Source organism: Streptomyces sp. NBC_00328, assembly GCF_036139655.1.
Classification (GTDB): Bacteria; Actinomycetota; Actinomycetes; order Streptomycetales; family Streptomycetaceae; genus Streptomyces.
Genome location: NZ_CP108013.1, coordinates 3,578,700 through 3,592,884 on the forward strand (window position 1 = coordinate 3,578,700; position 14,185 = coordinate 3,592,884).

The window sequence follows — 14,185 nt, forward strand, 5'->3', positions numbered from 1 at the left end:
AAGCCACGGTTGTACTGCCGCATGTCACATCGCTGGAAGACCTACGGCATGTGGGCCGTTGCCCTGGTCAGCAGTCTCTTCTGAGTCGAACCGGACCGAGTTCTCTTCAGTGGCGAGACATCTTCCGCATATGCCGCGGGATGCAGTAGCCCACATCTCATTGGCAGCGCGGGCAGGTGCGGCGGGCGCGCGTCATCGCGGCGGACGTCGACGGCGTGGGCACCCCGCAGACCATGCCCGAAAGGGCGGCACCCCCGCACAGGGTGCCGCCCTTTCTCGTGGGCCGGGGCCGCCGCCCATCGGTGTTGAGGGTCGGGGACGGGCGGCGGCCCCGGGGTCCGGTGCTCGGGGGCTAGCGGTGGTCGCTGCCCTTCGAGCTGGAGGCCGCGCGGCCCGCTTCCAGGCGGGCGACCGGGATGCGGAACGGGGAGCAGGAGACGTAGTCGAGTCCCACCTCGTGGAAGAAGTGGACCGACTCGGGGTCACCGCCGTGCTCGCCGCAGACGCCGAGCTTCAGGTCGGGACGCGTCTCGCGGCCTGCCTTCACCGCGGACTTGACCAGGGAGCCGACGCCGTCCTTGTCGATCGTCTCGAACGGGCTGACGCCGAAGATGCCCTTCTCCAGGTACGCCGTGAAGAAGGAGGCCTCCACGTCGTCGCGGCTGAAGCCCCACACCGTCTGGGTGAGGTCGTTCGTGCCGAAGGAGAAGAACTCCGCCGCCTCGGCGATCTGGCCGGCCGTCAGCGCGGCGCGCGGCAGCTCGATCATCGTGCCGATCGCCAGCTTCAGGTGCACGCCGGTGGCCGCCTCGACCTCGGCGATGACCTGGTCGGCCTCCTCGCGGACGATCTCCAGCTCCTGGACGGTGCCGACGAGCGGGATCATGATCTCCGCGCGCGGGTCGCCCTTGGCGTTCTTGCGCTCGGCGGCCGCCTCCGCGATGGCCCGCACCTGCATGGTGAACAGGCCGGGGATGACGAGGCCGAGACGCACACCGCGCAGGCCCAGCATCGGGTTCTGCTCGTGCAGGCGGTGCACCGCCTGGAGGAGACGGAGGTCGTTCTCGTTGGAGTCCTTGCGGGACTCGGCGAGCGCGACACGCACCGACAGCTCGGTGATGTCCGGCAGGAACTCGTGCAGCGGCGGGTCCAGGAGACGGACCGTGACCGGGAGGCCGTCCATCGCCGAGAACAGGTCCACGAAGTCCTGCTTCTGGAGCGGCAGGAGCGCCTTCAGCGACTCCTCGCGCTCGGTCTCGGTGTCCGCGAGGATCAGGCGCTCGACCAGCTCACGGCGGTCGCCCAGGAACATGTGCTCCGTACGGCACAGACCGATGCCCTGGGCGCCGAAGCGGCGGGCGCGCAGCGCGTCCTCGGCGTTGTCGGCGTTGGCGCGTACACGCAGGCTGCGCTTGCGGTCGGCGAAGGCCATGATCCGGTGGACGGCCTCGACCAGTTCGTCGGCGTCGTCGGCGCCCGCGTGCATCCGGCCCTCGAAGTACTCGACGACCGGGGACGGGACGACGGGGACCTCACCGAGGTACACCTTGCCGCTGGAGCCGTCGATCGAGATGAGGTCGCCCTCCTCGACGACGTGCCCGCCGGGCACGGTCATCCGGCGGCGCTTGGTGTCGACCTCCAGCTCCTCGGCACCGCAGACACAGGTCTTGCCCATGCCGCGGGCGACGACGGCCGCGTGGGAGGTCTTGCCGCCGCGCGAGGTGAGGATGCCCTCGGCCGCGATCATGCCGTCCAGGTCGTCGGGGTTCGTCTCGCGGCGGACCAGGATGACCTTCTCGCCGGAACGGGACCACTTCACCGCGGTGTACGAGTCGAAGACGGCCTTGCCGACGGCGGCGCCCGGCGACGCGGCGATGCCCCGGCCGACCTGCTCGACCTTCGCCTCCTCGTCGAAGCGCGGGAACATCAGCTGCGCGAGCTGGGCACCCGTCACGCGCTGGAGCGCCTCGGCCTCGTCGATCAGGCCCTGGTCCACGAGCTGCGTGGCGATGCGGAAGGCCGCGCCCGCCGTGCGCTTGCCGACCCGGGTCTGCAGCATCCAGAGCTGGCCGCGCTCGATGGTGAACTCGATGTCACAGAGATCCTTGTAGTGGTTCTCCAGGGTCTCCATGATCTGCATGAGCTGGTCGTACGACTTCTTGTCGATCGACTCCAGCTCGGCGAGCGGGACCGTGTTGCGGATACCGGCGACGACGTCCTCGCCCTGGGCGTTCTGGAGGTAGTCGCCGTAGACGCCCTGGTGGCCGGAGGCGGGGTCGCGGGTGAAGGCGACGCCGGTGCCGGAGTCGGGGCCGAGGTTGCCGAAGACCATCGAGCAGACGTTGACGGCCGTGCCGAGGTCGTGCGGGATGCGCTCCTGGCGGCGGTACAGCTTGGCGCGCTCGGTGTTCCACGAGTCGAAGACCGCGTGGATGGCGAGGTCCATCTGCTCGCGCGGGTCCTGCGGGAAGTCCCGGCCGGCCTCGGTCTTGACGATCTTCTTGAACTTGGTGACGAGCTTCTTGAGGTCGGCCGCCTCGAGGTCCGTGTCGACGGTGACCTTCTTGAGGTCCTTCGCCGCGTCCAGAGCCTCCTCGAAGAGCTCGCCGTCCACGCCGAGGACCGTCTTGCCGAACATCTGGATGAGACGGCGGTAGGAGTCCCACGCGAAGCGGTCGTCGCCGGCCTGCCGGGACAGGCCCAGCACGGACTTGTCGGAGAGGCCGATGTTCAGGACGGTGTCCATCATGCCGGGCATGGAGAACTTGGCCCCGGAGCGGACGGAGACGAGCAGGGGATCGTCGGCCTGGCCGAGCTTCTTGCCCATCTTGGCTTCGAGGGCCTCGAGGTGCGCACTCACCTCGTCACGCAGTGCCGCCGGCTCCTCGCCACTGTCGAGGTAGGTCTTGCACGCCTCGGTGGTGATGGTGAAGCCGGGCGGGACGGGAAGACCCAGGTTGGTCATTTCGGCGAGGTTGGCACCCTTGCCCCCGAGCAGGTCCTTGAGGTCCCTGTTGCCCTCGGTGAAGTCATAAACGAACTTCGCTCCACCAACGCCGCTTTCGGCTACGTGGGGATCTTTGTTTTCCGACACGAGTCTCGACTCCTCGACGTCGCGGTGGCTGCCCTGACGACGGGGAACATACCCAGATCGAAGGCACCTGGGTACGTCCACTTGCGCGTCATGTGCCTGTAACCATTCGTCCGCCACCAGATCCAAAGTCAAGGCTTGGCAAGTCATCGAGTGCCCATGTTTTCACTTCTTGAACGAATCAACGTCCACAGACCGCGCTTTTCGCTCAGGTGAGCAGGCTCGGGCACGTCTGAGTTTAATCGATGAACGATCAGAGAGTGGCACTGAGTGCCACCCCTTAGGGAAGTGCAGTCGCACAAGATCCGCTCATCTGAGCGTGACCCCTATCAAGGGTGGCGAGAATCACGCCACCAGGAGAAGTCAGATTCCATCATCCGGACCACGATCCGGGGCGCGACACACGGAGGTACGAGCACGGCCCGCGGATGTCTCACACGGATGCCGCGCCGCGACACCCCCACGGGCGACCCCGGCCGCGATGCCCGCGCGAGCGACGCCTGCCGCGGTCCCCGCACGGGTGGCCCCCGGCCCTGATGCCTGCACGAGTGGCCCGGCCGCGACCCCCGCACGACTGACCCTGCGCCGCGATGCCCGTACGGTGACCCGGAACTGATCACCCCGGAACGGATCACCCCGGAACGCGGCCCCGCCCGTCACACCCCGAGAGCCGCCAGCCGCTCCTCGGCCCGCTCCGGCGCGTACAGGTGCTCCACGACCAGCGCGCCCGCGCCCACGAGGCCGGCCCGCTCGCCGAGCCGGGAGGTCACCACGGCCAGGTGAGCGGTGGAACGGGGCAGCGCCCGCTGGTACAGCAGCTCCCGTACGCCCGTGAGGAACGGGGTTCCGGCCAGATCCCCGGCGATCATCAGCACGCCCGGGTTGAGCAGCGTCACCACGGTGGCCAGGACGTCCCCGACCCGGCGGCCCGCCTCCCGCGCGAGCGCCGTCGCCTCAGGGTGGCCGGCCGCCAGCAGCTCGCGCACGTCCGAGCCGGACGCGGCCGGGACCCCGGACTCCGCGAGCCGGCGCGCCACCGCGCCGCCACTGGCCACGGCGGCCAGACAGCCGTACGAGCCGCACCGGCACAGCGCGTCGGCACCGACCCGGATGTGCCCGATGTCGCCCGCGCCGCCGTCGACCCCCCGGTAGACGGTGCCGCCGACGACCATGCCCGCACCTATACCGGTGGAGACCTTGACCAGCGCGAACGCCGAGCAGTCCGGATAGCCGGCGCGCTGCTCCCCGTACGCCATGAGGTTGGCGTCGTTGTCGACGAGCACGGGTACGCCGGCGGTGCCGGCGCCGGTGCCCGCGTGTTCGGCGAAGGCGCGGCCCAGCCGGCCCCTTATGTCGTAGCCGTCCCAGCCCGGCATGATCGGCGGCTGCACCACGCGGCCGGTGTCGCTGTCGACCGGTCCCGGCACCGCGAGCCCGATGCCGCAGACGGCGTCGGCCGGCCGGCCGGACTTCCCGACCAGTTCGGCGAACCAGCGTCCTAGCTCACCGAGGACCGCCTCGGGGCCGTCGTCGATCACCAGGGGTCCCGCGTGCTCGGCGAGGATCTCGCCCGTCAGGGTGAGGACGGCGGCCCGGCCGTGCCGGGTGTCGAGGTCGGCGGCGAGGACGACGGCGTGCTCGTCGTCGAACTCCAGGGCGATGGAGGGACGGCCGCCGAGGGGTGAGTCGACGGGGCCGCCGGCCCCCTCGCGGAGCCAGCCCGCGCGGAACAGCCGGTCCAGGCGCTGGCCGACCGTGGCCCGCGACAGACCGGTGGCCCGCTGGAGCGCCCCGCGCGTGGTGGCCCGGCCGCTGCGCACCAGTTCGAGCAGTTCTCCGGCGCTTGCCTGGTTCCCGGTCTTCACGGTCACTCCCCGCCTTTCTGTCATGCGCACCCTCTTGCGTTCCCCAACTCTGCATTACATATTGAGTTTTGCGTGTTAAATAGACGTAACCCTACGGCAGCTACTGCCGAACCGGCCGGCCGGACGTCTTCGGGGAGACCTGAGTGGACAGCACAACCCAGCTCACCGCCCTGCACAGGGGCCCCATGGCTCCTGTGAGCACCACCGGGATTCCCTCGCGCGCCTCCGGCCCGCCCTCCCCGCAGCATGCGGCCGAGATCGTCCGGAGCGGAGCACCCGTATACGATCCCGGCGGACCGCCGGGGTCGCTGCACCTCAGGGCCTCCCGGGTGCTGGACGGCAACTGGACCGGAACGTCCACGGTGCCCTCCCGCGGTCTGTACCCGCACCAGTGGTCCTGGGACTCCGCGTTCATCGCGATCGGCCTGCGCCATCTGTCCCCGCTGCGGGCGCAGACGGAGCTGGAGACCCTGCTCGGCGCACAGTGGGCCGACGGGCGTGTGCCGCACATCGTGTTCAACCCCTCCGTCCCGCTCGACGCGTACTTCCCGAGCCCCGACTTCTGGCGCTCCTCCACCGCCGGGCGCGCCGCGGGCGCCCCGCGCACGGTACAGACGTCGGGCATCGTGCAGCCACCGGTGCACGCGCTCGCGGTGTGGCTGGTGCACCGGGCGGACCCGGGACTGTCCAGGGCCCGCTCGTTCCTCTCCCGGATGTATCCCCGCCTGGCGGCCTGGCACCGCTATCTCCTGCACCGCCGGGACCTGGGCGGCGGCGGCCTCGCCAGCGTGGTCCATCCCTGGGAGCAGGGCATGGACAACAGCCCCTGCTGGGACGCCCCGCTCAGCCGCGTCACCCCGGCGCCGGCCCGCTCCTTCCGGCGCGCCGACCTCGACCACGGCGCTCCCGAGGACCGGCCGACGGATCTCGACTACGGGCGGTACGTACGGCTGGCCGCGGACTACCGGGACCGGGGATACACCGACGGGGGCGGCGAGTTCGCCGTCGAGGACCCGCTGTTCAACGCCCTGCTGATCGCCTCGGAGCACGCGCTGGCACAGATCGCGCGGGAACTGGGCGCGACGGGGACGGCCCGGCACGCGCGCGCGGAGCGGCTGACGGCGGCGCTGGTGGAGCGGCTGTGGGACCCGGCGGAGGGCATGTTCTTCTGCCGCGACGAGCGGAGCGGCGGCGGCGACGGCGGCAGGGCCGGCGCGGGCGGCGGAGCCGGTGGAAGCGGCGGGAGGGGCGGGCGTGGGGTGCTGATTCCCGAGCGCAGCGTCGCCGGGCTGCTGCCCCTGATCCTGCCCGCGCTGCCGCGCGACATCGCCGCCACGCTCGTACGGACCGCGGGCGGGCCGCACTTCGGGCTGGGCGAAGCGGCGCGCCTCGTGCCCAGCTACGACCTGACCGGCGAGGCGTTCGATCCGCACCGCTACTGGCGGGGGCCCGCCTGGTTCAACACCAACTGGCTGCTGGAGCGCGGGCTGCGGCTGCACGGGGAGCACGGACGGGCGGACGCGCTGCGGGCCGCCCTGCTGGACACCGCCGGGGAGTCCGGGTTCGCCGAGTACGTGGACCCGTTCACCGGCGAGGCCTGCGGAGCGCTCGGGTTCAGCTGGACGGCGGCACTGACGCTCGATCTGCTGCACGAGCCCTCCGGGGCACCATCGGTCGTGTCCCCTCAGGGGCGCGACGCGTTGACCGACACGGCACTCGGCACCGGCGCCGACGGGGCGGGACAGCGCGCATTCGATTTCGGGGCGGACGTCAAGGGAGAGGACCGGGGATGACGGACCGGCATCATCTGCTCGTGCACGGTGGAACGTTCGCCGCCGTGGGCGACGGCGGGGACATCAGCGGAGTGCGGGGCGGCAGCTCTCCGGACGGGTTATTCGTACGGGACGCCCGGCACCTCAGCCGCTGGCAGCTCACGGTGGACGGCGCGGTGCCCGAGGCACTCACGCCGGTCGCGGACGGTGACACGGCACGCTGTGTCCTGGTGCCGCGCGGCGGCCGCAACGAACCGCCCGCCTACACGCTCTTCCGTGAACAGGCCGTCGCCGAGGGCTCGTTCGTGGAGGCACTGCGCGTCACCAGCAACCGTCCGACGGCCACGACGGTGCGGATCGCGGTCACCGCGGACGCCGACTTCACGGATCAGTTCGAACTGCGTTCCGACCACCGCACGTACGCCAAGACGGGCGTCGTACGCCAGCGGCAGGTCCTGGACGACGGGGTCGAGTTCAGCTACCGGCGCGGGGAGTGGCGGTCCCGTACGACGGTCACCTCCGAGCCCGCGCCGGACGGGGTGGAGGAGACGGGCACGGGCGCGCGGCGGCTCGTCTGGACCCTCGACCTCGAACCGCACGGTTCGGCGGAGCTGGCGCTGCGCGTCGCGGCCCGTCCGCACGGCGCCACGCACGAGCCACGGGTTCCCGCCTCGCCCGCCGCGGCGGGCGAGCGGCTCCTCGCCCTGGAGGGCGAGTTCGCGCAGGGGGTGCCGTTCCCGACCGGCTGGCCCGAGCTGGCCGCGGCCTGCGCGCGCGGCCTGTCCGATCTGGCCGTCCTCCAGGTGCCGGCCACGGGCCTGGACGGCGAGGAGCTGCGGGTGCCCGCGGCCGGGGTCCCCTGGTTCCTCACCCTGCTGGGCCGCGACGCCCTGCTCACCTCGCTGTTCGCGCTGCCCTACCGGCCTCAGCTCGCCGCCGCCACCCTGCCCGCGCTGGCCGCCACCCAGGCGGTCGAGGTGGGAGCGGGCGCGGTCGCCCAGCCCGGGAAGATCGTGCACGAGGTGCGGCACGGCGAGCTGGCGCACTTCGGGCAGGTGCCGTACGGGCGTTACTACGGTTCGGTGGACGCGACTCCGCTGTTCCTGGTGCTGCTCGGCGCCTACACCGAGCACACCGGCGACACGGCCCTGGCCCGCCGGCTGGAGCCCAACGCCCGTGCGGCGATCGGCTGGATGCTGGACCACGGCGGGCTGACCTCGCGCGGCTATCTCGTCTACCGCGCGGACGGCGGCGGCCTCGCCAACCAGAACTGGAAGGACTCCCCGGGCGCCATCTGCTCGGCCGACGGCAGCCGCCCCACCGGGCCGGTGATGGCGGCGGGCGCGCAGGGGTACGCGTACGACGCGCTGCGCCGCACCGCCCAACTGGCCCGCGCGGTCTGGGACGACGAGGTCTACGCGGCGCTCCTGGAGCAGGCCGCCGCCGATCTGCGCGACCGTTTCCAGCGGGACTTCTGGATGAACGAGCACGCCTTCCCCGCGCTGGCGCTCGACGGCGAGGGCCGGCATGTCGACGCGCTCGCCTCGGACGCGGGTCATCTGCTGTGGTCCGGCCTGCTGGACAAGGAGTACGGCGAACTGGTCGGCCGGCGGCTCCTCGAACCGGACTTCTTCTCCGGCTGGGGAGTGCGCACGCTCGCTTCGGGCCAGCCCGCGTACCACCCGCTGTCGTATCACCGTGGTTCCGTCTGGCCGCACGACAACGCCCTGATCACCTTGGGGCTGGCGCGGTACGGACTGCACGACGAGGCCCGTACGGTGGCGCACGGGCTCGTGGACGCGGCCACGGCCGCGGGGCACCGCCTCCCCGAGGTCATCGCGGGCTACGGCAGGGACACCCATGCCGAGCCGGTGCCCTACCCGCACGCCTGCGTACGGGAGTCCCGTTCGGCGGCGGCACCGCTGGCCCTGCTCGCGGCGGTGGGCGGGGCCTAGGGCCTGTCCGCGCCGGGAAGACGGGCGTCGGGGGGCGGCGCCCGGGCCGTTCGGTGCGCGCGTGGGCGGCGCGCACCGGACGGCCGGTGGATCAGTCGGCGGATCAGCCGCCGGAGGTGTCCAGTTCTGCGTCCTCGGACACGCCCGCGCAGTCGTAGGGGTCCTTGAGCCAGCCGTCCGGCAGCACGACCCGGTTGTTGCCGGAGGTACGGCCGCGCGGCCCGTCGGCGCCCGACGGCCACGGCTGGTCCTGGTCCAGCTCGGCCAGCCCGTCGGAGAGTTCGGCGAGCGAGGAGGTGATCGCGAGGCGCCCCCGCATCTCCGAGCCGACGGAGAAGCCCTTGAGGTACCAGGCGACGTGCTTGCGGAAGTCGATGACACCGCGCGCCTCGTCGCCGATCCACTCGCCGAGCAGGGTGGCGTGGCGGACCATGACGGCCGCGACCTCACGGAGCGTCGGCCGCGCGTAGGCGTCGGGGCGGCCCTCGAAGGCGGCCACCAGGTCGCTGAACAGCCACGGCCGGCCGAGGCAGCCGCGCCCGACGACGACCCCGTCGCACCCGGTCTCGCGCACCATGCGCAGCGCGTCGTCCGCCGACCAGATGTCGCCGTTGCCGAGGACGGGGATCTCGGGCACGTGCTCCTTCAGCCGGGCGATGGCGTCCCAGTCGGCCGTGCCGCCGTAGTGCTGGGCCGCGGTACGGCCGTGCAGCGCGATGGCCGTCACGCCCTCCTCGACCGCGATCCGTCCCGCGTCGAGGAAGGTGATGTGGTCGTCGTCGATGCCCTTGCGCATCTTCATGGTGACGGGCAGGTCCCCGGCACCGCTGACGGCCTCGCGCAGGATCGCACGCAGCAGGTTGCGCTTGTACGGGAGGGCGGAGCCGCCGCCCTTGCGGGTGACCTTGGGGACCGGGCAGCCGAAGTTGAGGTCGATGTGGTCGGCGAGGTCCTCTTCCGCGATCATGCGGACGGCCTTGCCGACGGTGGCGGGGTCGACCCCGTAGAGCTGGATCGAGCGCGGCTTCTCGGTCGCGTCGAAGTGGATCAGCTGCATGGTCTTCTCGTTGCGCTCGACCAGCGCCCGCGTGGTGATCATCTCGCTGACGAACAGGCCCTTGCCGCCGCTGAACTCACGGCACAGCGTGCGGAACGGCGCGTTCGTGATCCCGGCCATGGGGGCCAGGACGACGGGCGGCTGCGCCGTGTGGGGGCCGATCGAGAGCGAGGAGTTCAGCGTGGAGTCCACCGTGGACGTGGGCGTGGGCATTACCCCATTGTGGCGTACCGGGCCGGATGCTCGCGCGGAAGATCGTGTAGAGGTCATTAGTTAGACACACTATCGACAACGACGTACCCTGTCGGCATGCCTGAGCTCAGCCACCGTCACCGGATGCTGGTGCTCGCGATCTGCTGCATGAGCCTGCTGATCGTGAGCCTCGACGTCACGGTTCTGAACGTCGCCCTGCCCTCGATGCAGCAGGAGCTGCACGCGAGCGTCGCGGGGATGCAGTGGACCATCGACGCGTACACCCTGGTGCTGGCGTCCCTGCTGATGCTCGCGGGCTCCACCGCCGACCGCATCGGCCGGCGCAAGGTGTTCATGACGGGCCTGGTCCTGTTCACCATCGGCTCGGTGCTCTGCTCGCTGGCCCCGAACCTCGACACGCTCATCGTCTTCCGGATGGTCCAGGCCGTCGGCGGCTCGATGCTCAACCCGGTGGCGATGTCGATCATCACCAACACCTTCACCGACCCGCGCGAACGGGCCCGCGCGATCGGCGTCTGGGGCGCCGTGGTCGGCATCTCGATGGCCGCGGGACCGCTGGTGGGCGGACTGCTCGTCGACACCGTGGGCTGGCGGTCGATCTTCTGGATCAACCTCCCCGTCGGCCTCGCCGCGCTCCTGCTGACCCTGCGCTTCGTCCCCGAGTCCCGCGCCCCGAAGGCCCGCCGCCCCGACCCGGTCGGCCAGCTCCTCGTCATCGCCCTGCTCGGCTCCCTGACGTACGCGATCATCGAGGCGCCCACCTCCGGGATCGTCCACACCCTCTCCTTCGGCGCCATCGCCCTCGCCTCCCTCCTCGGCCTCCTGTGGTACGAGCCCCGGCGCGACGAACCCCTCATCGACCTGCGCTTCTTCCGCTCGGTGCCGTTCAGCGGGGCCACCGTCATCGCGGTGAGCGCGTTCGCCGCGCTCAGCGGCTTCCTGTTCCTGTCGACGCTGTACCTCCAGAACGTGCGCGGTCTGAACGCCCTGCACGCGGGCCTGTGGATGCTGCCCATGGCGTTCCTGTGCTTCGTCTGCGCGCCCGTGTCGGGACGCCTGGTCGGCAACCGCGGTCCCCGGCCGTCGCTGCTGATCGCCGGTGTCGCGATGACCGTGAGCGGGGTGCTGTTCGCCGCGTTCGAGGCGGAGACGTCGAACGTCACGCTCGTCATCGGCTACGTCTTCTTCGGCATCGGCTTCGGCTTCGTGAACGCGCCCATCACCAACACGGCCGTCTCCGGCATGCCGCGCGCCCAGGCGGGCGTGGCCGCCGCCGTCGCCTCGACCAGCCGGCAGATCGGCGGCACCCTCGGTGTCGCCGTCATCGGCGCGGCCCTCGCCTCCGGCATCCAGGCCTCCGCCTACCGGGACACCTTCGTCGCGGCCTCCCGTCCCGGCTGGTGGATCATCACCGCCTGCGGTGTCGCCGTCCTCGTCCTCGGCTGGCTCAGCAGCGGGCGCCGGGCCCGCGCCTCGGCCGAGGACACGGCCCGCCTGCTGGAGGCCCCGGAGATCCGGGACACGGCGGGCGTACGCGCCCAGGAGACCTCCGCCGCCTGACCGGACCGGCGGTACCTGGACCGGCGGTACGGGGCCGTCCCCCGATCAGACCGCCCCCGCCGCCTCCACCCGGGACCGCGTTCCGGCCGGGACCCCGTTCTCCGCTCGCGCCTCGGCCTCGGCCTCCAGCACGATCGCGTGCAGCTTCTCCAGCCGTTCGCGGCTCTCCTCGTCGTGAGGCGGGTACGTCACCATCCGGGCGCCCAGGTCGGGGGCGAGCCACAGGTCCGTGTGATCGACGGTGACCAGGCCGACGTACGGGTTCGCGAACTTCTTGGTCTTGCCGCGGGTGGCGGCCACCTCGTACCGGTCCCAGTTCTCTCGGAACTCGGCCGACTCGGCCCGCAGCCGCTTCAGCAGCGTCTTCCAGGCGGGCTCCCCCAGGTGCCCGGCCATCGACGCGCGCAGCTTGGCGGCCATCAGCCTCGTGGTCTCGTCGAGCAGGACGATCGAGGAGCGCCACTCCGCGTTGGTGTAGGCCAGGAGCACGCAGTTGCGGTCGGCGGGCGGGACCGAGTCGAGGTCGCGCATCATCAGCCGGGCGTAGGTGCGGTTGTACGCCAGGATGTCGTACCGGCTGTTCTGGATGCAGGCCGGGACCGGTTCCAGCTGCGTCAGGACCCGGCGCAGCGCCGGGGTGATCACCGCGCACTGCGCGGCGGGCGTGGGGTCGACCGTTCCGGCGAGCTGGAAGAGGTGGGCCCGCTCGCTGGTGTCCAGCAGCAGGGTGCGGGCCAGGGCGTCGAGGACCTGCTCGGAGACCTGGATGTCGCGCCCTTGCTCGATCCACGTGTACCAGGTGACTCCCACCGCGGAGAGCTGGGCGACCTCCTCGCGGCGCAGGCCCGGCGTGCGCCGTCGGCGGCCACGGGGAAGCTGGACCTGCTCGGGCGTGATGCGTTCGCGGCGGCTGCGCAGGAAGGTGGCCAGCTCGTGCCGCCGGATCTCCCCCGCACGGGACGCCGCACCGGCGCCCGGCGCCACCCCGCCGCCGGCCGGCGGCACCGGGTCCGGGCCCTGGCCTGTGGCCGCCGGTCGCGCGGGCACCGCGCTCGTGGCCGTCTCGCGTGCCATCGTCTTCATGCCTCCAGCCTGCCGCCCGGCGCAGCCTGTTGCCAGGTAGTGCTTGTACCAGGATAAGAAGACTCTGGTACCCGTCTGAGTACGGGAGAAGTCTGGAGGACGTGACCGAAACCGGAACTCTCACGACCACCGTCCGAGCCCCCACGGCGCCACCCGCGCTCAGCGGCCTCGGACTCTTCACCGTGCTGCTCGGCGCGGCGCTCCCCCTGATCGACTTCTTCATCGTCAACGTAGCCCTTCCGACCATCGGGCATGACCTGAACGCGAGCGAGGCCGTCCTCGAACTCGTCGTCGCCGGCTACGGGGTCGCGTACGCGGTCCTGCTCGTCCTCGGCGGACGGCTCGGCGACCTGTTCGGGCGCCGCCGGCTCTTCCTCGGCGGCATGGCGGCCTTCGGCCTGACCTCGCTCGCCTGCGGCCTCGCGCCCACCGCCTGGACCCTGGTGGCGGCGCGGGTGGCGCAGGGCGCGGCGTCCGCGGCGATGCTGCCGCAGGTCCTCGCCACCATCCAGTCGGCGACCTCCGGACCCCGCCGGGCCAAGGCGATGAGCCTGTACGGCGCCACGGCCGGCCTGTCCATGGTGGCCGGGCAGATCCTCGGCGGCCTGCTGGTCGCGGCCGACATCGCGGGCACCGGCTGGCGTTCGGTCTTCCTCGTGAACGTGCCCGTCGTCGTGCTCGGCCTGGTCCTGGCCCGCCGCGCCGTCCCCGAGACGCGCTCGCAGCGCCCGGAGCCGATCGACACCCCCGGCACGATCCTGCTCGCGGTCGCCCTGCTGGCCCTGCTCGCCCCGCTCACCGAGGGCCGGGCCGCGGGCTGGCCGCTGTGGACCTGGGTGTCCCTCGCCCTGTTCCCGCTCGCGGCCGGAACCTTCTACCTCGTCGAACGCCGAGCGGACCGCCGCGGCCGCACCCCGCTGGTCCCGCCGAGCCTGTTCGAGCTGACCTCGCTGCGCCGGGGCCTGATCATGATCGTGCCGTTCTCCATCGGCTTCAGCGGCTTCATGTTCGTGATCGCGGTGGCGCTGCAACGCGGCGAGGGGCTCGGTCCCGTCCCGGCGGGGCTGGCCCTCGCGCCGATGGCGTTCGTCTTCTTCGTCACGTCCCTGTGCGGACCCCGGCTGATCGCCCGGTACGGCACCCGGGTGGTCACCGCGGGCGGGCTGATCCAAGGGGTGGGTCTGGCCCTGATCGCGCTGGCCGCCTGGCGCTCCTGGCCGGACCTCGGGGTGGCGGAACTGCTGCCCGGAGCTGCCGTCGCCGGCGCGGGCCAGGCGCTCCAGCTGCCCGTCCTGATCCGGATCGTCCTCTCCGAGGTGCCGCCCGCGCGGGCGGGCGTGGGCAGCGGCGTGATGGCCACCACCCAGCAGGCGGCGCTCGCCGTCGGGGTGGCCACTCTCGGCACCCTGTTCCTGTCCCTCGTCCCGTCCCACGGGATGCGGGCCGCCCTGGTGACGACCCTCCTGGTCCAGCTGGCCGGCGTGGCCCTGACCACCGCGCTGAGTCTGCGGCTGCCGCGCACGATCGGCTGAGGGTCCGGCCCGCGGCGCAGGCCGGCCGCGGGCCTTCGCGGGTCCTCGCCGGACGTT

General features: G+C 72.0%; 8 protein-coding genes. 4 read left to right on the forward strand and 4 right to left on the reverse strand.

Annotation, left to right across the window (positions count from 1 at the left end):
* Positions 1 to 352 precede the first annotated feature (352 nt).
* Both ppdK and OG485_RS15710 read right to left on the reverse strand, forming a co-directional pair.
* Positions 353 to 3,094 carry a pyruvate, phosphate dikinase gene (gene ppdK / locus OG485_RS15705; RefSeq protein WP_328668924.1) on the reverse strand — a complete coding sequence of 914 codons (2,742 nt, stop codon included), beginning with the start codon at positions 3,092 to 3,094 and terminating at the stop codon, positions 353 to 355.
* 653 nt (positions 3,095 to 3,747) lie between these two features.
* The gene (locus tag OG485_RS15710; RefSeq protein ID WP_328668925.1) at positions 3,748 to 4,980 is read right to left on the reverse strand and encodes an ROK family transcriptional regulator; all 1,233 of its coding nucleotides are present in this window, start codon (positions 4,978 to 4,980) and stop codon (positions 3,748 to 3,750) included.
* Positions 4,981 to 5,141: 161 nt separating this feature from the next.
* Between OG485_RS15710 and OG485_RS15715 the strand changes: the two genes are divergently transcribed.
* The gene (locus OG485_RS15715; RefSeq protein ID WP_328674479.1) at positions 5,142 to 6,749 is read left to right on the forward strand and encodes an MGH1-like glycoside hydrolase domain-containing protein; all 1,608 of its coding nucleotides are present in this window, start codon (positions 5,142 to 5,144) and stop codon (positions 6,747 to 6,749) included.
* Positions 6,746 to 8,683, forward strand: coding sequence for an amylo-alpha-1,6-glucosidase (locus OG485_RS15720; protein WP_328668926.1), 1,938 nt, complete (start codon positions 6,746 to 6,748; stop codon positions 8,681 to 8,683). The genes OG485_RS15715 and OG485_RS15720 overlap by 4 nt, the downstream gene beginning before the upstream one ends.
* 103 nt (positions 8,684 to 8,786) lie before the next feature.
* Here the strand turns inward: OG485_RS15720 and dusB are convergent, their stop codons facing one another.
* Positions 8,787 to 9,953, reverse strand: coding sequence for a tRNA dihydrouridine synthase DusB (gene dusB / locus OG485_RS15725; RefSeq protein ID WP_328668927.1), 1,167 nt, complete (start codon positions 9,951 to 9,953; stop codon positions 8,787 to 8,789).
* 96 nt (positions 9,954 to 10,049) lie between these two features.
* On the opposite strand from dusB, the gene OG485_RS15730 reads away from it, so the two are divergent.
* Positions 10,050 to 11,513: an MFS transporter gene (locus tag OG485_RS15730; protein ID WP_328668928.1), complete on the forward strand. Its 1,464-nt coding sequence runs from the start codon at positions 10,050 to 10,052 to the stop codon at positions 11,511 to 11,513.
* Positions 11,514 to 11,558: 45 nt separating this feature from the next.
* Here OG485_RS15730 and OG485_RS15735 read toward each other — a convergent pair whose 3' ends face one another.
* Positions 11,559 to 12,596 (reverse strand): helix-turn-helix transcriptional regulator, encoded by a 1,038-nt coding sequence (locus OG485_RS15735; protein WP_328668929.1) that lies wholly within the window; start codon positions 12,594 to 12,596, stop codon positions 11,559 to 11,561.
* 101 nt (positions 12,597 to 12,697) lie between these two features.
* Here OG485_RS15735 and OG485_RS15740 point away from each other — a divergent pair, with 101 nt between their 5' ends.
* The gene (locus OG485_RS15740) at positions 12,698 to 14,128 is read left to right on the forward strand and encodes an MFS transporter (RefSeq protein WP_328668930.1); all 1,431 of its coding nucleotides are present in this window, start codon (positions 12,698 to 12,700) and stop codon (positions 14,126 to 14,128) included.
* Positions 14,129 to 14,185: the final 57 nt, after the last annotated feature.